Genomic DNA, 17,717 nt, shown 5'->3' with positions numbered 1-17,717 from the left:
AGCAGGACGTTCTATCCGCACATCGGCATCGCATCGGGTTCAGCAAGGGCGCAATGGCCGCCCAGGGAAGGCAAGGGAACACGTGTCCACGAGCAAGCGCACCTCGGTTCCGGCTCTCAACGGCGAGCAGAGCCTCAACCGCTATCTGGCTGAAATCAAGAAGTTCCCCGTGCTCACGGCGGAGCAGGAATACATGCTGGCCAAGCGCTATGCCGAACATGGCGATCCCGAGGCGGCCGCGCAGCTGGTGACCAGCCATCTGCGGCTGGTGGCGAAGATCGCCATGGGGTACCGCGGCTACGGCCTGCCGGTCAGCGACCTCATCTCGGAAGGCAATGTCGGGCTGATGCAGGGCGTGAAGAAGTTTGAGCCCGATCGCGGCTTCCGCCTCGCCACCTATGCCATGTGGTGGATCAAGGCGTCGATCCAGGAGTTCATCCTGCGCTCCTGGTCGCTGGTGAAGATGGGCACGACGGCCGCACAGAAGAAGCTGTTCTTCAACCTGCGCCGGATGAAGAAGAACCTCGACGCGTATGAGGATGGCGACCTGCATCCCGACGACGTGGCGAAGATCGCCACAGATCTTGGCGTGCCGGAGCAGGAGGTCATCAACATGAACCGGCGCATGATGATGGGCGGCGACGGGTCGCTCAACGTCGCGATGCGCAACGGTGAAGAAGGCTCGGGCGAGTGGCAGGACTGGCTCACCGACGATCGGCCGCTGCAGGACGAGCTTGTCGCCGACGACCAGGAACGAATCCTGCGGCACGAGATGCTGACGGAGGCGCTCGAAAGCCTCAACGAACGCGAGAAGCACATCCTGACCGAACGGCGCCTGACCGACGACCCGCAAACGCTGGAGGAACTGTCGCAGGTCTACGACGTCTCGCGCGAGCGCATCCGCCAGATCGAGGTGCGCGCTTTTGAGAAGCTGCAGAAGGCGATGCAGCGGATTGCTGGGGAGCGGCTGCTGCCGGCGCCCGCCGCGTCATAGGCCGCCCCTCCATGCGGCATCAGGCGGCCGTGTCCGGAAGGCGATGTGACACGCTCTGAGCAACGCGGGCTGGCAGGCGACGCCAGCCTTTGCAGGCGCTCAACCCATCCGCTACTCCGTGGGCGTCATGTTGCGTCTCGCCCGGTTTCTGCTGTCCCTTCTTCTGGGCTTCATCCTGCTCAGCCTGGCGGTGGTGATCGTCTACCGCTTCGTCCCGGTGCCGGTCACCGCCACCATGCTGATGGACGAGAACGGCTGGACGCGCGACTGGACTGCGCTGTCGGACATCGACCGTGACCTCGTCCGCGCCGTGATCGCGGCCGAGGACGGCAAGTTCTGCCAGCACAACGGCTTCGACGCCGAGGCGATCGAGCAGGCGTTTCGCGAGAACATGCAGGGCGGGCGGGTGATCCGCGGCGGTTCCACCATCAGCCAGCAGACGGCCAAGAACGTGTTCCTGTGGCAGGGCGGCGGCTACCTGCGCAAAGGACTTGAAGCCTGGCTCACCTTCCTGATTGAAAACCTCTGGGGCAAGCGCCGCATCATGGAGGTGTACCTCAACGTCGCCGAAACCGGGATCGGCACCTATGGCGTGGAAGCCGGGGCGCGGCGTTATTTTGACAAATCCGCCGCCAGCCTGTCGCCGGCAGAAGCCGCACGCATGGCAGCGGCCCTTCCCCAGCCCAAGGCGCGGGCGGTCAACGCCCCGCGCGGCTGGACCCGCCGTTACGGCAACCTGATCCAGCAACGCATGACCATCGTCCGCCGCGACGGCCTCGACGCGTGCGTGTATAATCCGGGGTGAGGCACTGCTCTGTCCACGTGTAGTTATTCAGCGGCTGAAGAAGGTCAGACGCTTGTCAGGCGTTCCCGCAGGCGGCGTGCGCTGTTCGCCAGGACCCGGACGCCGGGAGTACGATCGAACCACTTGAGGTCAGCGACGTCGCTGGCAGAGTCGCGGTAATCGGCAAGCGGCAGAAACTCCGTCACCAATTCAGGATGGTATCGCCTGAACCAGACATAGGCGCCATCGATGGGCGGGCGAATGGCCGGGTCAAAATCCGAGCGCACGATGCGTGAGTCGAACTTCGTTGAGCGTTGCAGAAGCGAATTGAGAAATGGCACAAGCTTCTCCAGCGCCGCGACCGAAAACCCCATGCAATGCGAACCTTGAATGTCGGCGCTCAGCAGATCATCGGCGTCGCTTGCCTGCGCATAGCCACCGTAGAGGATGTCGGTTTCTGGTGACGGAGCAAGCCACCGCGCTTCGGGTCTGAAGCGGCAATCGTCCTCGAGCACCAGAACCGAAGAGCGCGCTGCCCAAGCCTCGCTCAGGACCGCGAGATGGCTGCGGAAGCAGCCATGCGCCCCCGGCCGGTGGAACAAGCCCGGACGGGTCTCCTTGGTCGCCGTGTAGAAGCCGATGCGGGCATCGCCGGACATGCCAAGGCGGGCAAACTCCCGCTCCATCTCGCGCCGGCGATCGGTCCGATGCGCAAGGTTGATAACGCGGATCAGTTCGAATTGGTCGAGCACCGCGACTTTCCGATCCGTCTTGATGAAGGCGTCGCCTTCAACATACGCTGCCGCCGTCCGCCTCGCAAACCTGTTCCGGGCAGACCATACCTTAGGCTCAGGCGCCGAGCCACCTCGCTGTCGCGTGCGGAAGCATCGCTCCGGCCCTGCAAAGCCGCCGCACCCGCGCCGGGCGCACATTACAGGCTCGGGTACATGGGCGGGCAGATGAAATGATCAGACGCTGTGTTCGCGGTGTCCGTCAGGCCGCCGCTTCCTTCTTCTCGGCCTTGCCGTGGCGGACCTGGACCGGAGCCTTGCGGCCTTCGACGACCTCCTTGTCGATCACGATCTCGTCCACCCCGTCCATGTCCGGCAGGTCGAACATCGTGTCGAGCAGGATGCCTTCGACGATCGAGCGCAGCCCGCGCGCGCCGGTCTTGCGCAGGATCGCCTTCTGCGCGATCGTCTCCAGCGCGTCCTGCGTGAAGGTCAGCTCCACGTCCTCCAGCTCGAACAGCTTGCGGTACTGCTTGACCAGCGCGTTCTTGGGTTCGGACAGGATCTGGACGAGAGCATCGACATCGAGATCCGTCAGTGTCGCGATCACCGGCAGACGGCCGACGAATTCCGGGATCAGCCCGAACTTGAGCAGGTCTTCAGGTTCGCCCTTCTCCAGCAGTTCGCCGACGCGACGCTTGTCGGGATCGGCAACATGCGCGCCGAACCCGATCGACCGCTTCTGCAGACGGTCGGCGATGATCTTGTCGAGCCCGGCAAACGCCCCGCCGCAGATGAACAGGATGTTGGTGGTGTCGACCTGCAGGAACTCCTGCTGCGGATGCTTGCGCCCGCCCTGCGGCGGGACGGAGGCGGTGGTGCCCTCCATCAGCTTGAGCAGCGCCTGCTGCACCCCCTCGCCCGACACGTCGCGGGTGATCGACGGGTTCTCCGCCTTGCGGGTGATCTTGTCGATTTCGTCGATGTAGACGATGCCGTGCTGCGCCTTCTCGACATTGTAGTCCGATGCCTGCAGCAGCTTGAGAATGATGTTCTCCACATCCTCGCCGACATAACCAGCCTCTGTGAGGGTGGTCGCGTCGGCCATGGTGAAGGGCACGTCGAACGTGCGCGCCAGCGTCTGCGCCAGCAGCGTCTTGCCCGATCCGGTCGGCCCGACCAGCAGGATGTTGGACTTCGCCAGTTCGACGTCGCCCGACTTGCCGGAGTGCTTCAGCCGCTTGTAGTGGTTGTGCACCGCCACCGACAGCACCCGCTTCGCCCGGTCCTGCCCAATCACGTAGTCGTTAAGGGTGGCAAAGATTTCCTGCGGCGTCGGAACGTCGCCTTCCTTGCGGCCGACGATGCCGGCCTTCGTCTCCTCGCGGATGATGTCGTTGCACAGCTCGACGCATTCATCGCAGATGAACACGGTCGGACCGGCAATCAGCTTGCGCACCTCATGTTGCGACTTGCCGCAGAAGCTGCAGTAAAGGGTGCTCTTGCTGTCGGAATTGCTCAATTTCGTCATTCCCAGGTTTTCCGAACCTTCCGGACGGGAGATTCGACGGAGTCTAGTGCCGACCCCGGATTAATCAACACGCGTTCCGCGCCGCGCAAGACGCGCTCCGCGCGGCGCCGCGTTCTGGCACGCTTCTGTCACCGGGCGGACCTGTCACGGAGCGGGGCAACGAAGCGTTAACCCGCGGGAACGGATCGCCGCTATTCCGGCGCGCCGCCGCTGCCCTTGTCACCCTCACCCGGCGTGTCCGTCTCCGGCCGGCTCTCGAACACCTTGTCGACGATGCCGAACTTCATCGCCTCTTCCGCTTCGAGGAACGTGTCGCGGTCCATGGCGCGCTCGATGTCGCTGAGGCTCTGTCCCGTGTACTTCACGTAGAGGTCGTTCATCCGCTGGCGGATGCGCAGGATCTCGCGCGCCTGAATTTCGATGTCGGACGCCATGCCGCGCGCGCCGCCGGACGGCTGATGGACCATGATCCGCGCGTTGGGCAGCGCGATGCGCATCCCCGGCTCTCCCGCGGCCAGCAGGAACGAGCCCATCGAGGCGGCCTGACCCACGCACACGGTGGAGACCCGCGGCTTGATGTACTGCATGGTGTCGTGGATCGCCATGCCCGCCGTCACCACGCCGCCGGGCGAATTGATGTACATGGAGATCGGCTTCGACGGATTCTCGGATTCGAGGAACAGGAGCTGCGCCACGATGAGGGAAGCCATGGTGTCCTCGACCTGACCGGTGACGAAGACGATGCGTTCACGCAGCAGGCGGGAGAAGATGTCGAAGCTGCGCTCGCCCCGGCTGGTCTGCTCGACCACCATCGGCACCAGCGCGCCCGTCACCGGATCTTGGGTGAAGCGTCCCTGCGTGCCATAGGCGTCGGTGCCGAACAGGTCGATCATGGGGGAAAGGTCCTCTTGTCCAGAAATGCGAGGCCCTATGTCGCCATCGCCCGGCGCAATTCAAGGGCGTTAACGGTGTCGCACGGAGGGGCGGGCCTTGCCGGACGGTCAAGGCTTGTGCGGCGCGGCAGCCCCCGTCAGGATACTGACATGATCAGACCGCTTCTGGCAGCGTGTGCCCTCTCCCTTATCGGGAGCCAACCTCTTCTCGCGCAGGAGCGGCGGGAAGAGACGCCCACGCTCAGGATCGAGCCGCCGACATCGGAACTTCCGGTCCCTTGGTTTCCCGCGGAGCGGCCAGAAGAAGCGGACCTTTTGGCAAACCTCGTGGCGATCTCGACCCACGAGGGCGGGGCGGACGGCGTCAACGCCATCGTCACGCTCAACCCGGATGTGCAGCGCGACATTCGCGCCGCCCTCGACCGGCGCCTGCCGCTTGCCGGCCGCACCGTGCTGGTGAAGGACAACATCGAAACGCGCGAGCTGCCGACCACCGCCGGGAGCCTTGCGCTGGCCGGCAACGGCACGGGCCGCGACGCGCCGCTGATCGCGCGGCTGCGGCAGGCCGGAGGTGCGGTGCTGGGCAAGACCAACCTGTCGGAATGGGCGAACATCCGGGACACGAACTCCACCAGCGGATGGAGCGCGTTGGGCGGCCTCACCCGCAATCCGCACGCCGTCGACCGCAACGCCTGCGGCTCCTCCTCGGGCAGCGGGGCGGCGGTGGCGGCGGGGTTCGCGTGGGCGGCGCTCGGGACGGAGACGAACGGATCGATCACCTGCCCCGCCTCCGTCAACGGGGTGGTCGGGTTCAAGCCGACGGTGGGTCTCGTCAGCCGCACCCACATCGTTCCGATCAGCGGCACGCAGGACACCGCCGGTCCCATGGCGCGCACCGTGCGCGACGCGGCGATGCTGCTCACCGCCATCAGCGGCCACGACCCGGCCGATCCGGCCACCGCCGAAGCCGACCGTCACCGCACCGATTTCGCCGCCGCGCTTGAGGGAGCCTCGCTGAAAGGCATGCGGATCGGGGTTCTCACCCGGCAGGTTGGGAGCGATGCGCGCGTGGCGGCGCTTCTCGAGCAGGCCAAGGCCGACATGGTGGCGGCCGGAGCGGTGCTGGTCCCCGTCGACTATGACTGGCCCGACGGGTTCTGGAGCCGCGCCCTTGCCGTGCTGCTGTTCGAGCTGCGGCGCGACATGGACGCCTATCTCGCCAGCCTGCCGGATCCGGCGATGCCGGACACGCTCGCCGATCTCGTCGCCTTCAACGCGGCCAACGCCGCGGCGGAGCTTCGCTGGTTCGGACAGGACCTGTTCGAACGCGCGCTGACGGCGAGGGATGAGGCGGCATACCGCGCGGCTTTGGAGACGAACCTGCGGGCGACGCGGGAGGAGGGCATCGACCGGCTGCTGGCGGAGCACGAGGTGGCGGTCCTGATCGCCCCGACGACTGGCCCCGCATGGCCGATCGACCTTGTGCTCGGAGACCACTTCCCCCGCGGGATCGGGGCGGGCGCGCTGGCGGCCATCGCCGGCTATCCGCACCTCACCGTGCCCATGGGCGCGGTCGAGCGCCTGCCCGTGGGCCTCAGCTTCATCGGCGGGCGCTGGCAGGATGCGGCCATCCTGCGTGCCGGCGCGGCGTTCGAACAAATTCGCAGCGCGCCGGTGCCATCTCCGTCGTTCCGGCGTTGGGAGCCGTAACCTACCGGATCAGCGAGTTTTTCCCATGTTCGAGTTCGAGCCGCGCATGTTCCTGTTCGTGCTGTTCGGCATGGGTCTGATGGCGACCTCGCTGGCGGAACGGTGGCTCGCCGACCGGTGGCTTTCGCTGCCGATCGCCTATGTGCTGCTGGGCTACGGCATCTTCTCGCTGCCGCTGGGCCTGCCGAACATCAATCCCGCCGCCGACGGGTTTGATGCCACCGTCCTCGAATATGCGTCCGAGTTCATCGTCATCGCCTCGCTGATGGGCGCGGGGCTTGCCCTCGACCGTCCGGTGAGCTGGTCCAACTGGCGTCAGGTCTGGCCGCTGCTGGTGATCGCGATGCCGCTCTGCATCGCTGCGGTCGCGGCGCTGGGGTGGGGTCTTCTGGGGCTGCCGGTCGCCACCGCCCTGTTGCTGGGCGCCGCGCTTGCCCCCACTGACCCGGTGCTCGCGAGCAGCGTGTCGGTCGGTCCGCCGGGCGACAAGCGCCGTCACGACGTGCGCTTCAGCCTGACCACCGAAGCAGGCCTGAACGACGGGCTTGCCTTTCCGTTCGTCTATCTCGCCATTGGCGCGGTCGGCGTGGCCGGCATCGGCACGTGGACGGCCGAATGGTTTGCGGTGGATCTGGTCTGGCGCGTCGCGGCCGGCGTCGTGGCGGGGCTGATCACGGGCCGGCTTGCGGCCTGGTACATCTTCGAGCGGGGCGGAGACGCGGCGCTCGACGCCGACGGCCCGCGCAAGGGCGAGCACACCGCCGAAGGGCTGATCGTGCTCGGCTCGCTGCTGTTTTCCTACGGCTTTGCCGAGATGGTTCAGGGCTATGGATTCCTAGCGGTGTTCGTCGCCGCCGTCACCGCCCGCCAGTACGAAAGCCGCAGCCGCTACCACCGGATGAGCCACCATTTCATCGAGCAGGTGGAAAAAATCGTCCTCGTCGCCATGCTGTTCGCCTTTGGCGCCATGCTCGCCAGCGGGGTGCTCGCGCAGCTGACCTTGGCGGGCGCGCTGATCGGCGTGCTGCTCGTGTTTGCGATCCGGCCGCTGTCGGGGCTCCTCGCCGAATGGCGTTCGCCGCTGCCGATGCCGGGCAAGCTCGCGGTCGCCTTTCTCGGGGTCCGGGGACTGGGTTCGATCTACTATCTTGCTTACGGCCAGAACAGCGCGGATTTCGGACAGCTCGGCACGGTCTGGTCGGTGGCGAGCTTCACCATCCTTCTGTCGATCCTCGTCCACGGCGTGAGCGCCAACCGGGTCATGCGCTTCGTGGAGAGCCGCGGCCATCACATCCACGAAGGCGAGGACGACCGCCTTCCGCCTGCCGACGCGGCGAAGGCATAGCCTCTCGCTGCGTCGGCGCAAAAGTGCATCTCGATCCCCGGCCAACCCGCCGGGACCGGTCAGGCGGCGGAACCGCTTTCCTTGGCGGGAGGTGTGTCGGAGGCGGCCTTCCCGCCGCTCTTGCGAGCCGGGGCGCGTTTCTTCGGCTTGTCGTCTGCGTCCGCCTTCGCCGCCGCATCCACGGCCGGCGCAGCGTCATCGGCCTTGCGCCGGGTGCGGGGCTTGCGCGCGGGCGCGGGCGCGTCCACTGCTCCGTCAGCGGCGTCGTCGCTGCGGCCCGCCTCTTTACCGGCAGCCGCATCCCCGCTCTCGTCCGCAGCCTTGTCCTTCGCCTTGGTCTTCGCACTGGTCTTGCGCGCCGGCTTGCTTTCCTTGGCGGCGCCCGCCTCCGGCTTGGACTGCGGCGCGCCCTCCTCGGCTTCGATCGCCGCCTCCAATTCCGCGCGCGTCACCTCGCGGTCGGTAATTTCCGCCTTGCCGAACAGGAAGTCGACCACCTTGTCCTCGTAGAGCGGCGCCCGCAGCTGGGCGGCCGCCATCGGCTCGGACTGCACGTAGTCGATGAAGCGCTGCCGGTCCTCGGCGCGGTACTGCTGCGCCGCCTGCTGGATCAGCATGTTCATTTCCTGACTGCTGATCTGGATGTCGTTGGCCTGTCCGATCTGCGACAGCAGCAGGCCAAGCCGCACCCTTCGTTCGGCGATGCGGCGGTAGTCGTCGCGCTCGGCTTCGATCTCCTTGCGCGCCTCGGCAGGATCTTCGGCGCGTTCCACCTCCTGCTCGAGCTGGCGCCAGATCTGCGCGAACTCGGCTTCGACCATGCCCTCGGGGACAGCGAAGTCGTGCCCGGCCGCCAGATGGTCGAGCAGCGCGCGCTTCATCTGCGTCCGGGTGAGACCCGCGGTCTCCTGCTCCAGCTGCGCCCGCATGATGTCACGCAGCTTGGCGATGCCGTCGAGGCCGAATTGGCGGGCGAAATCGTCGTCCAGCCTCGCCTCGCCGGGGATCTTCACGGCATGAACCGTCACCGCAAACTGCGCCTCCCGTCCGGCGAGGTGGCTGGCCTGGTAATCCTCGGGGAAGGTGACGGTGATGGTCCGCTGCTCTCCGGCTGTCACGCCGGCAAGCTGATCCTCGAAACCGGGTATGAAGGTTCTGGAGCCGAGCACCAGCGACGCGCCTTCGGCCTTGCCGCCCTCGAACGCCTCCCCATCGATGCTGCCGGCAAAGTCGATCACGAGCTGGTCGCCGTCCCCGGCCTTGTGCCCCTCGGGCGCATCGGCATAGCTCTTGTTCTGGCCCGCCAGCCGCTCCAGCGCCGCGTCGACGTCGGCGTCGCTGACCGGCACGGTCAAGCGGTCGAGGCGGATGCCCTCGAGCGAAGGGGTTTCGACCTCCGGCAGGACTTCGAGATCGACCGACACTTCGGCGTCCTTGCCGTTCTCGTAGCCGTCCTCCAGCTGCACCTGCGGCTGCATCGCCGGGCGCAGATGCTTGTCGCGCAGGAGCGCGTCCACCGCCTCGCGCACCGTGTCGTTGAGCGCCTGCGCATGCAGCTGCTCGCCATGCATCTTGCGGACCAGATTGGCCGGCACCTTGCCCGGCCGGAACCCCGGCATCCGCACCTGCGGAGCGATGCGGCCGAGTTCCGCGTCGACGCGCGCTGCAATCTCGCCCGCCGGAATGGTCAGGCGGTATCCGCGCTTCAGGCCGGCATCGGTCGTCTGGGTGATCTGCATAGGTCTGTTCTGCTGCCTCTACTTCGAAAGCTTCACGACAAGGGCGGGGGTGGGCGGACTGGTGCGGGCGAAGGGACTCGAACCCCCACATCATGCGATACTGGTACCTAAAACCAGCGCGTCTACCAATTCCGCCACGCCCGCCGAACGCGCAACGCGTCGAAGCCGGCAGCCCCGCCGCGCATGATGCCAGCGCCTCTAGAGACGTTGCCGCCAAAGGGCAAGCGCGCGAACCGCGGCGCGGGAACAGGTCCGCGGCCGCGTTCGTTCGACGCTGCGGAAGGACTGACATCATGGTCACGCCACTGCCCGAACCCGTCCCCTTGCCGATCGACACGGATCGGCGCCCCCTGGGCGCCAGCGAGCTGGAGCGCGACGCCGACGCGGCCGGGATCGACGCGGACGAGGCGGTCACGCAGCGTCGCCCCGACCGCGAGCAACCCGGCGAAGTGGCAAGCCCGGCCCTTCTCCCTCCCGACTAGGAGTGTTCATGGCCACCACCCCCGAACCGCCCGCGCCCGATACGATCGAGCCGGCCTCGCCTCCGGAAAGCCCGCCGATGCCGGCGCCGATGGAAGAACCGGGCACGACGCCCGACGAGATCGACCCGCCGCAGCCGGACTATGACCAGCCCGACACCGCTCCGAGCGAAGCGCCGCCGCAGACCCTGTAGGCCGCGCCGCGCTTTGTCGGTTGCCCTGCCGCAGCCGGCAGCCTAGAGCCGCCCTCCATGTCCGAAGATCTTCTCGACACAGCCGAGCAGGGTGCAGCCGCGGCACCGGACGTGCCGCCCGACCATCTGTCGGTCAACCCGCGCAGCCCTGCCTTCGACGCGGCGCTGCTGCGCCGGGGTGTGGGCATCCGCTTCAAGGGACGGGTCCGCCGCGACGTGGAGGAATACTGCATCTCCGAAGGGTGGGTGCGCGTGCAGGCCGGCAAAAGCGTCGATCGCCATGGACGGCCGCTGACCATCCGGCTCAACGGACCGGTCGAGGCATGGTTCGAGGATCTGGGCGAGGCGGCGCCGGTTGCCCGCGCGGCGTCCTGAGATGTCGTGCCCGGCGCGCAAGGGCGTGTGCCTGACGGCAGGATGAAGCCGCGCGTTGTCATCATCGGCCGGCCCAATGTCGGCAAGTCCACGCTGTTCAACCGTCTGGTCGGCAAGAAGCTGGCGCTCGTCGACGACCAGCCCGGCGTCACGCGCGACCGCCGCTACGGCGATGCCGAACTTGCCGGCCTTCAGTTCACCATCGTCGACACGGCCGGGTGGGAGGAGGAGGACCCCACCTCCCTGCCCGGACGGATGCGGGCCCAGACCGCCGCCAGCCTCGAAGGCGCGGCCGCGGCCCTGCTGGTCGTCGATGCCCGCGCGGGCCTGACGCCTCTGGACGAGGAGATCGCGCGCTATCTGCGTGAACAGCGCGGCGCGGCCGTGCCGGTCGTGCTCGTCGCCAACAAGGCGGAAGGCCGCGGAGCAGAGCCGGGGATCCTCGAAGCCTACGCCCTCGGCATGGGGGAGCCGGTGGCGATCAGCGCGGAACACGGTCAGGGCATGGCCGACCTCTTCGACGCCCTGCTGCCGCTGCTCGAACAGGCGGAGACGACGGGGTCCGGCGGTGCAGCGGCGCAAGACGGCGAAGACCCGTCCCCGTCCGGACCGCTGAAGCTGGCCATTGTCGGCCGGCCCAATGCAGGCAAATCGACCCTCGTCAACCGCCTGCTTGGCGAGGACCGGCTGCTGACCGGGCCGGAGGCGGGGATCACGCGCGACTCGATCGCGGTCGACTGGACCTGGACCGATGCCAGCGGTGTGCCGCACGAGGTGCGCCTCATCGACACCGCGGGGATGCGCAAGAAGGCGAAGGTCGACGACAAGCTGGAACGGCTGGCTGTCGCCGATGCGCGCCACGCCGTCGACTTCGCGGAGGTGGTGGTGCTGCTGCTCGACGCGACGCGCGGTCTCGAGCACCAGGACCTCAAGATCGCCAACATGGTGCTCGAGGAAGGCCGGGCACTCATGATCGCGATCAACAAATGGGACGTGGCGCAGGATGCCAGTCGCCTGTTCAACGGCATCAAGCTGGCCCTCGACGAGGGGCTGGCGCAGGTCCGCGGCCTCCCCGTCCTCACCGTCAGCGCGCGCACGGGCAAGGGTCTGGACGCGATGATCGGCGCGGCATTCGAGCTGCGCGAGGCGTGGAGCCGGCGCGTGCCGACGGCGGCGCTCAACCGCTGGTTCGAATCCGCGCTGGAGGCCAATCCGCCCCCTGCCCCCGGTGGCAAGCGCATCAAGCTGCGCTACATCACGCAGGCCGGCACCCGCCCGCCGCGGTTCGTGGTCTTCGGCACCCGGCTCGACCTTCTGCCCGCCAGCTACGAGCGGTATCTGGTGAACGGCATCCGCCGGGATCTCGGCCTCGGCGCGGTTCCCGTGCGCGTGACCCTCCGCTCGGCCAGCAATCCCTTCGACCGGTCGCGGCGATGATCGAGCACGGCCTTCTCGACCTGCCGTTTCTCGATCAGGCGCGCAGCACGCCCTATGTGCAGTCGGTCGTCCAGCTCAGCCTTGCCCCCGCGTTCCTGCTGGCGGGCATTGGCGCGATCATGAACGTGATGACAAATCGGCTGATCTGGGTCGCGAACCGGATCGAGCGGATCGAGCAGTCGGCGCGCGAGGGGACCGCCGGCTCATCGGTGCGCGACCTGCCCGCGCTGGAACAGCGCCGCATCTACGCGCAGGGTGCGGTGATGCTGAGCACGGCCGCGGCGCTCATCATCAGCGTGGTGATCGCGCTCCTGTTCGTGAGCGCCTTCATCCAGCCCCGGATCGGCGTGCTGATCGCCGGTTTCTGGATCCTGTCGATGGTGCTCCTGGTGGGCGGTCTTGCCCTGTTCCTGCTGGAAACGCGGGTGGCCACGCACCGCAACCGCCAGCGGATGCGCGAACGGCGCGATGCCCATCGACGCGGCGGAGAGGGCGACGGCAGCGCGCAGCCCTGACGGTGCGGCCGGAGCCGGTCAGCGCCGCCGCGTTCAGAATTTCGCAACCATCTTGTGGCACTCCGACGGGCGATGGCTGCGGCTCCGAAGGATCGGCCGCGGCCGCTGCGGGACGCGAACGGCTTCGGAGAGGCGGAAGGCGCGGTCATGGTGGCCTTGTTCAAAGCGGTGATGCCGGCGACCTTGCTGACCTGGATCGTGTGCCTGTTCATCGGCTCGGCCGGGTCGGGTGGCGGATTCCTGCACATCCAGCCGCTGCTGCTGGCCGATCACCGGATCTTCTGGTCCTGGCCGCTGTTTCTCGCCGGCACGCTGCTCTCGTGGTTCATCTACACGATGCTGGAGTGACGCTGGACCGCGTCAGCGGCGAAGCGGCTGCACCCGCCCGTAGGTGAGACTGCGCCACAGCCACTCCAGCGGCCCGAAGCGGAACCGCGCCAGCCACGGCGCCGACCACGCCAGCATGCCGATGACGACGAGCACGGCCACGCCGTAGAGCTCCCAGCGGTTCAGGGTGCCGAACAGTCCCAGCCCCCAGCCATGGAAAACCGGCAGCAGGACGAGCGAGGTGCCGATGTAGTTGCTGAAGGCGACCCGGCCGGCGGCGCGGATGCGCCCGGCCAGGAAACCCTGCCGCTGCGCGGAGAGGACCAGCAGCAGCCCGGCCAGTCCGAGGATCATCGGCAGCCGGGGGAGCGCCGTGGTGCCCATCACCGCGGCCAGCGAGTCCCAGTAGGTCAGCCCGGCGCGCAGCTCTGCCAGCCCGATGAGGAACGTCGCCGCACCGCCGGTCAGCAGCCCCGCCACGCTCAGCGCCAGCAGCCGTGACAGACGCTCAGGCGGGTGGAAGAAGCCTGTGCGCAAGAGCCCCATGCCGAGCACCGTCAGCGGCAGCGTCTCGCACAGCACCAGCAGCAGGGTGGAAGCGAGCGCCGCCGGAAGCTCACGCCAGCTTGCCGCCACAACGTCGAGGTAGCGGCCACCCTGGACCAGATCGGCAAAGGCGCGCTCCTGCGCGAGCGTGACGCTCTCGGCCGTCTGGAACTGGGCCTGCAACGGCCCCATGCCGCCGCCAGGGTCGAGCGAGCCGGCGGCCGTCCACGCGACGAACAGGTACATCGCACCCAGCACCGCCGCGCCCACGCCATACCCGACGAACCCGGCCCACAGCAGCCTCCTGCCGCTCCACTTCACCAGCGGCAGCGCCAGCAGGCCCGCCATCGCGTAGGACATCAGGATGTCGCCCTGCCACAGCAGCACGAAGTGCGCCGCTCCGAAACCAAACAGCCAGAGCAGCCGGCGTAGCTCGACGGCCGGGCCGAAGCCGCGTCGGCGCAACCGGTCCCGCATCAGCACCAGACCGGCGCCGAACAGGACGGTGAACAGTCCGCGCATCTTGCCGTCGATCAGCACGAGCTGCACCAGCCATCCCGTCTGGGCCTGCTCTCCCGCGGGGGTCAGGAAGGCGCCGGGATAGAAGGTGGCGGAGAGCGGATGTCCGAACCCCGCGATGTTGGCGAACACGATTCCCATGACGGCGATGCCGCGCACGAAGTCGAGCGACTCGATCCGCTCGCTCTCCGCCGTCGGCGCGGGCGCGACGGGCGCGGTTTTGGCGCTGTCCGGGGTGTTCAACGCCGCACCAGACAGTCAAAGCCGCGCCTGCGCAGGCGGTCGCACGTCTGCCGCGCCGATTGCGGATCGGCAAATCCTTCGGCCTGAACGATGTGGAGGCCGCCCTGCATCCTCATTGTGGGTGGCGTCGGACCGAGATCGGGCTCGGCGCGCAGACGCTCGAGCAGGCGGCGGGCGTTGGCGGGATCGGCGAAGCTCCCGAGCTGGAGCACGACACTTCCGGGCGGACGCGTGGTTCGCGGATCAGGGAGCTGGAGCCGAGACGCAGCCTGCTCGCCCACAGAACCCACGTCAGCGCGCGCGCCCCGTTCCTCCGCGTCGGCAAGGGCTGCCAAAGCCGCATTGCGCCTCGCATCCGCCGCGCGCAGCGCGTCGGCTTGGCGCCGCGCCTCGGCCTGCTGGGCGGCGTCGAGTCGGGGCATGGCCAGCGTCAGCGCCCGGCGTGCCGGTCCGGAACCCTGTTCGCTCGCGCGGAGCAGCAGCGCCGCGCCGCGCGGCAGGTCGAGGTCGAGCCAGTCGCCGTTGATGTGCGCCAGTCCGACGAGATAGCGCGCGCGGGCATCCCCCGCCTCGGCGGCCGCGCGCAAGAGCGGCATCGCCGCGCGCTGCTCGCCTTCGGCATAGCGGAGGATGGCGTGGTTGATCGCCGCCTGTTCATGTCCCTGCGCCGCAGCGGCGGCATAAAGGCGCAGCGCCTGCTGCCGGTCCGGCGCCACGCCCCGGCCGAGGCGATAGGCCTGCGCGAGGTTGAACTGCGCCGCCGCGTCGCCGGCCTCTGCCAGCGCCCGCCAGTGCCGCACCGCTTCCGCGTCGTCGCCCCGCTCCCACGCCGCAACGCCCGCCGCCAACGTGGACTCGCCGGCGCCGTCCTGCGGGGTGCCTTGCTGAGCCGCTGCCTGTCCGGCCAGAAACAGGACACCTCCTGCCAGCAGACACACTGCCCGTCGCGCTGCGACCATGCGCCCCTCCCCGCCTGTTCCGGCGCCCAGTTGTGAACCGCCGCCGGGGCGTGCGCAAGAGAGCGGACTTAACGCAATATTAGGGGTGCGCTGCAAGAACAGCCGGTGCCGGGCCGTGGAAGACTCACGATCGGGCGTGTGTCCATCAAGGGGGATGATCCTTGCGAGTACTGGCATTGGCATCGCAAAAGGGCGGTTCTGGCAAAACAACCCTGTCGGGGCATCTGGCCGTGCAGGCGCAGCGCGCCGGAGCGGGTCCGGTGGTCCTGATCGACATCGACCCGCAAGGCTCGCTCGCGGACTGGTGGAACGAGCGCGAGGCCGAATACCCGGCCTTTGCGCAGACCACCGTCGCGCGCCTTGCCAACGACCTGCAGATCCTGCGGCAGCAGGGCTTCAAGCTCGCGGTGATCGACACGCCGCCGGCGATCACCATGGCGATCCAGTCGGTGATCTCCGTGGCCGAACTCATCGTGGTCCCGACCCGCCCCTCGCCCCACGACCTGCGCGCGGTGGGCGCCACGGTGGACCTGTGCGAGCGCGCCGGCAAGCCGCTCGTGTTCGTCGTCAACGGCGCCACGCCCAAGGCCAAGATCACCTCGGAGGCGGCGGTCGCCCTGTCGCAGCACGGCACGGTGGCACCGATCACGCTCCACCACCGCACGGATTTTGCCGCCTCGATGATCGACGGACGCACGGTGATGGAGGTCGATGCCAACAGCCGCTCCGCGCTCGAAGTCACGACGCTGTGGAACTACCTTGCCGACCGGCTCGAGAAGAACTTCCGCCGCACCGTCTTCGCCGCCCCCGCCTCGACATCGCAGATCGCGCATCAGCAGCGTCCGGCCGGAGGGTTCGGACGTCGGGTCGCCCAGTAGTCACTGGTTCGGCGGCCCCGGTGCATCAAGGAAACCGATCGTCATGAACGATGCCAGCTTTGCCTCCCTTTCCCCGCGTCTTCTGGCCCGCAAGGGCGGTGCCCGTCCGGCGATGCGCTCGCAGGCCGGGCTCGCGCACAGCATGGCCAAGGTGCAGGAGAGCGATCTGGAGGATCTGGGCTGGAACGACCTCGGCGACGATGCGCATGACAATCCCGCGGCCGGGACCATCTCGACCGCATCGGCCGAGGTGATCGCCATCGCCGCGCGCAAGCCCGTCGCGAAGACCGCGCCCGCGTCCCCGCCGTCGTCTCTGCCCGCCAAGCGGTCCAAACGTGCTCCCTCCGACAGCACCGTCGCCCGCGACAAGGCGGATCGCGCCGCATTCACCCTGCGCCTCGATGCCGAACGCCACCTCCGGCTGCGGCTCGCCTGCACGCTGCGGCAGCGCAGCGCCCAGCAACTCGTCACCGAAGCGCTCGACGCCCTGCTGTCGGGCATGGCCGATGTTCAGAACCTGGCCGCGCAGGTTTCCGCGCGCCCAGCCCATTCGCAAGGGGGTCCAGCATGAACCACGCGAGCATCGACAACCGGCACCGGATGAGGGCGCTCGCCCTTGGTACCGCCCTTGCCGTCCTCGCGCTGCCGGGATGCACGGCCGAACGTGCCCCGGATGCGCGGGTGTCCGCCGGCAAGGCCGGAGCCGCTCTGGAGAAAGGCCGCGTCGACGCCGCCATCCGCCATGCGGAAGCGGCGGTGATGGCGGAACCGCGCGCCGGCGAGCACCGGGTGGCGCTGGGTGCGGCCTACCTTCAGGCCGGGCGCTTCCACTCGGCCGCGGAAAGCTTCGCCGAGGCGATGGAACTGGGCGAGGTGACCCCGCGCGTGGTGGTCAGCCGCGCCCTCGCGCTGGCGGGCAGCAACCGGATGACGGAGGCGCACGCGCTTCTCGCCGCGCATGCCGACTCGATCGATCCGGCCGATCTCGGCCTTGCCTTCACCCTGGCCGGGGATCCGCAGCGCGGCGGCGCCGTTCTCCAGCGCGCCATGATGCAGGGCCAGAACACGGCCAAGGTGCGACAGAATTTCGCCTACGCGCTGGCGATGCAGGGCGAATGGCGCGGCGCCCGGATCCTCGCGGCCGAAGATCTGCCGGCCGACAAGGTCGGGGAGCGGCTGGAGCACTGGGCCACGGCAGCCACCTCGGCGCCGCAGCCGCTTCGCGTCGCGAACGTGCTCGGCGTGACGGTCGCGCCGCACGACCAGCGGCCGGCGCATCTTGCGCTCGTCAATGCCCCCAGCGTGCCGATGCTGGCTGCCGAGGCCGCCGCCCTGCCCCGCGCCGAACCCAGCCCGTCGATCGCCGTCGTGACCACGGAGCCGGAGGCAGAGCTGCCTGCGCTGGCGGCCGCGCCGGTTCTGGCCGACCGGATGCGCGCCTTCGCCGACGTGGCGCCTCCCGCGCCTGTGGCGCCTGCCGCGCCGCCCGCGCGGCCTGCGGCCGCGGCGTCGCGCCCC

Annotated in this window: 18 protein-coding genes, 1 tRNA gene and 1 pseudogene; 13 read left to right on the top strand and 7 right to left on the bottom strand. The window is 68.5% G+C overall.

The features are described from left to right. Positions 1-82: 82 nt before the first annotated feature. Together rpoH and mtgA are read left to right on the top strand one after the other, a co-directional pair. On the top strand, positions 83-994 hold the full coding sequence (gene rpoH, locus ETO60_RS10120; protein WP_130005336.1) for an RNA polymerase sigma factor RpoH: 912 nt from the start codon (positions 83-85) through the stop codon (positions 992-994). A gap of 127 nt (positions 995-1,121) precedes the next feature. Next, positions 1,122-1,799, top strand: a complete 678-nt coding sequence (gene mtgA, locus ETO60_RS10115; RefSeq protein WP_130005334.1) for a monofunctional biosynthetic peptidoglycan transglycosylase — start codon at positions 1,122-1,124, stop codon at positions 1,797-1,799. Between the two features lie 44 nt (positions 1,800-1,843). Here mtgA and ETO60_RS10110 read toward each other — a convergent pair whose 3' ends face one another. The 3 genes from ETO60_RS10110 to ETO60_RS10100 all read right to left on the bottom strand — a co-directional run bounded on the left by ETO60_RS10110 (position 1,844) and on the right by ETO60_RS10100 (position 4,933). Further along, positions 1,844-2,464: a glycosyltransferase family 25 protein gene (locus ETO60_RS10110; protein ID WP_130005332.1), complete on the bottom strand. Its 621-nt coding sequence runs from the start codon at positions 2,462-2,464 to the stop codon at positions 1,844-1,846. A gap of 307 nt (positions 2,465-2,771) precedes the next feature. Next, positions 2,772-4,040, bottom strand: a complete 1,269-nt coding sequence (gene clpX / locus ETO60_RS10105) for an ATP-dependent Clp protease ATP-binding subunit ClpX (protein WP_130005330.1) — start codon at positions 4,038-4,040, stop codon at positions 2,772-2,774. 191 nt (positions 4,041-4,231) lie between these two features. Beyond that, positions 4,232-4,933, bottom strand: coding sequence for an ATP-dependent Clp protease proteolytic subunit (locus tag ETO60_RS10100; RefSeq protein WP_130005328.1), 702 nt, complete (start codon positions 4,931-4,933; stop codon positions 4,232-4,234). A gap of 150 nt (positions 4,934-5,083) precedes the next feature. Between ETO60_RS10100 and ETO60_RS10095 the strand changes: the two genes are divergently transcribed. After that, positions 5,084-6,643: an amidase gene (locus ETO60_RS10095; protein WP_130005326.1), complete on the top strand. Its 1,560-nt coding sequence runs from the start codon at positions 5,084-5,086 to the stop codon at positions 6,641-6,643. Positions 6,644-6,668: 25 nt separating this feature from the next. Further along, the gene (locus ETO60_RS10090) at positions 6,669-7,988 is read left to right on the top strand and encodes a cation:proton antiporter (protein WP_130005324.1); all 1,320 of its coding nucleotides are present in this window, start codon (positions 6,669-6,671) and stop codon (positions 7,986-7,988) included. 59 nt (positions 7,989-8,047) lie between these two features. Here ETO60_RS10090 and tig read toward each other — a convergent pair whose 3' ends face one another. Both tig and ETO60_RS10080 read right to left on the bottom strand, forming a co-directional pair. Continuing rightward, on the bottom strand, positions 8,048-9,727 hold the full coding sequence (tig, locus tag ETO60_RS10085) for a trigger factor (protein WP_130005322.1): 1,680 nt from the start codon (positions 9,725-9,727) through the stop codon (positions 8,048-8,050). Between the two features lie 59 nt (positions 9,728-9,786). Continuing rightward, positions 9,787-9,871: transfer RNA gene (locus tag ETO60_RS10080), tRNA-Leu, on the bottom strand. A 149-nt stretch (positions 9,872-10,020) separates the two neighbouring features. Here ETO60_RS10080 and ETO60_RS10075 point away from each other — a divergent pair. From ETO60_RS10075 to ETO60_RS10050, 6 genes are all read left to right on the top strand, one after another. Continuing rightward, a complete protein-coding gene (locus ETO60_RS10075; protein WP_130005320.1) occupies positions 10,021-10,209 on the top strand; it encodes a hypothetical protein in 189 nt (62 codons plus the stop codon). A gap of 8 nt (positions 10,210-10,217) precedes the next feature. Beyond that, positions 10,218-10,400: a hypothetical protein gene (locus ETO60_RS10070; RefSeq protein WP_130005318.1), complete on the top strand. Its 183-nt coding sequence runs from the start codon at positions 10,218-10,220 to the stop codon at positions 10,398-10,400. 57 nt (positions 10,401-10,457) lie between these two features. Continuing rightward, positions 10,458-10,775, top strand: coding sequence for a DUF3297 family protein (locus ETO60_RS10065; protein WP_130005316.1), 318 nt, complete (start codon positions 10,458-10,460; stop codon positions 10,773-10,775). Positions 10,776-10,817: 42 nt separating this feature from the next. After that, entirely contained in the window at positions 10,818-12,212 is a 1,395-nt protein-coding gene (gene der, locus ETO60_RS10060; RefSeq protein WP_130005314.1) for a ribosome biogenesis GTPase Der, read from the top strand. Then, on the top strand, positions 12,209-12,727 hold the full coding sequence (locus ETO60_RS10055; RefSeq protein ID WP_130005312.1) for a DUF2721 domain-containing protein: 519 nt from the start codon (positions 12,209-12,211) through the stop codon (positions 12,725-12,727). Before der ends, ETO60_RS10055 begins: the two co-directional genes overlap by 4 nt. A 72-nt stretch (positions 12,728-12,799) precedes the next feature. After that, on the top strand, positions 12,800-13,075 hold the full coding sequence (locus tag ETO60_RS10050) for a hypothetical protein (protein WP_234026443.1): 276 nt from the start codon (positions 12,800-12,802) through the stop codon (positions 13,073-13,075). 12 nt (positions 13,076-13,087) lie between these two features. Here the strand turns inward: ETO60_RS10050 and ETO60_RS10045 are convergent, their stop codons facing one another. Further along, positions 13,088-14,362, bottom strand: a complete 1,275-nt coding sequence (locus ETO60_RS10045; RefSeq protein ID WP_130005310.1) for a DUF418 domain-containing protein — start codon at positions 14,360-14,362, stop codon at positions 13,088-13,090. Further along, positions 14,359-15,321: an SPOR domain-containing protein gene (locus tag ETO60_RS10040; protein WP_165362164.1), complete on the bottom strand. Its 963-nt coding sequence runs from the start codon at positions 15,319-15,321 to the stop codon at positions 14,359-14,361. The genes ETO60_RS10045 and ETO60_RS10040 overlap by 4 nt, the downstream gene beginning before the upstream one ends. A 161-nt stretch (positions 15,322-15,482) precedes the next feature. Here ETO60_RS10040 and ETO60_RS10035 point away from each other — a divergent pair, with 161 nt between their 5' ends. The 3 genes and pseudogenes from ETO60_RS10035 to ETO60_RS11265 all read left to right on the top strand — a co-directional run. Next, complete coding sequence (locus tag ETO60_RS10035) at positions 15,483-16,199, top strand: ParA family protein (RefSeq protein WP_130005306.1); 717 nt, start codon at positions 15,483-15,485, stop codon at positions 16,197-16,199. A 43-nt stretch (positions 16,200-16,242) separates the two neighbouring features. Then, positions 16,243-16,770, top strand: coding sequence for a hypothetical protein (locus ETO60_RS10030; protein ID WP_130005304.1), 528 nt, complete (start codon positions 16,243-16,245; stop codon positions 16,768-16,770). Next, positions 16,767-17,717, top strand: a pseudogene (locus ETO60_RS11265) (SPOR domain-containing protein); the annotation flags it as partial. The gene ETO60_RS10030 and the pseudogene ETO60_RS11265, both read left to right, overlap by 4 nt.

This window comes from Qipengyuania thermophila, from assembly GCF_004153605.1.
GTDB lineage: Bacteria > Pseudomonadota > Alphaproteobacteria > Sphingomonadales > Sphingomonadaceae > Qipengyuania_B > Qipengyuania_B thermophila.
The sequence above is the reverse complement of the archived record's forward strand: the minus strand, read 5'-3'. Positions and strand labels throughout refer to the sequence as shown.

What these genes read in the sequence shown, in the direction of transcription:
- ETO60_RS10095 (WP_130005326.1), top strand. Translation starts at nt 5,084, where the DNA reads ATGATCAGACCGCTTCTGGCAGCGTGTGCCCTCTCCCTTATCGGGAGC.
- ETO60_RS10055 (WP_130005312.1), top strand. Translation starts at nt 12,209, where the DNA reads ATGATCGAGCACGGCCTTCTCGACCTGCCGTTTCTCGATCAGGCGCGC.
- der (WP_130005314.1), top strand. Translation starts at nt 10,818, where the DNA reads ATGAAGCCGCGCGTTGTCATCATCGGCCGGCCCAATGTCGGCAAGTCC.
- tig (WP_130005322.1), bottom strand. Translation starts at nt 9,727, where the DNA reads ATGCAGATCACCCAGACGACCGATGCCGGCCTGAAGCGCGGATACCGC.
- ETO60_RS10090 (WP_130005324.1), top strand. Translation starts at nt 6,669, where the DNA reads ATGTTCGAGTTCGAGCCGCGCATGTTCCTGTTCGTGCTGTTCGGCATG.
- ETO60_RS10070 (WP_130005318.1), top strand. Translation starts at nt 10,218, where the DNA reads ATGGCCACCACCCCCGAACCGCCCGCGCCCGATACGATCGAGCCGGCC.
- mtgA (WP_130005334.1), top strand. Translation starts at nt 1,122, where the DNA reads ATGTTGCGTCTCGCCCGGTTTCTGCTGTCCCTTCTTCTGGGCTTCATC.
- ETO60_RS10065 (WP_130005316.1), top strand. Translation starts at nt 10,458, where the DNA reads ATGTCCGAAGATCTTCTCGACACAGCCGAGCAGGGTGCAGCCGCGGCA.
- ETO60_RS10075 (WP_130005320.1), top strand. Translation starts at nt 10,021, where the DNA reads ATGGTCACGCCACTGCCCGAACCCGTCCCCTTGCCGATCGACACGGAT.
- ETO60_RS10030 (WP_130005304.1), top strand. Translation starts at nt 16,243, where the DNA reads ATGAACGATGCCAGCTTTGCCTCCCTTTCCCCGCGTCTTCTGGCCCGC.
- ETO60_RS10040 (WP_165362164.1), bottom strand. Translation starts at nt 15,321, where the DNA reads ATGGTCGCAGCGCGACGGGCAGTGTGTCTGCTGGCAGGAGGTGTCCTG.
- ETO60_RS10050 (WP_234026443.1), top strand. Translation starts at nt 12,800, where the DNA reads ATGGCTGCGGCTCCGAAGGATCGGCCGCGGCCGCTGCGGGACGCGAAC.
- ETO60_RS10100 (WP_130005328.1), bottom strand. Translation starts at nt 4,933, where the DNA reads ATGATCGACCTGTTCGGCACCGACGCCTATGGCACGCAGGGACGCTTC.
- ETO60_RS10110 (WP_130005332.1), bottom strand. Translation starts at nt 2,464, where the DNA reads ATGGAGCGGGAGTTTGCCCGCCTTGGCATGTCCGGCGATGCCCGCATC.
- clpX (WP_130005330.1), bottom strand. Translation starts at nt 4,040, where the DNA reads ATGACGAAATTGAGCAATTCCGACAGCAAGAGCACCCTTTACTGCAGC.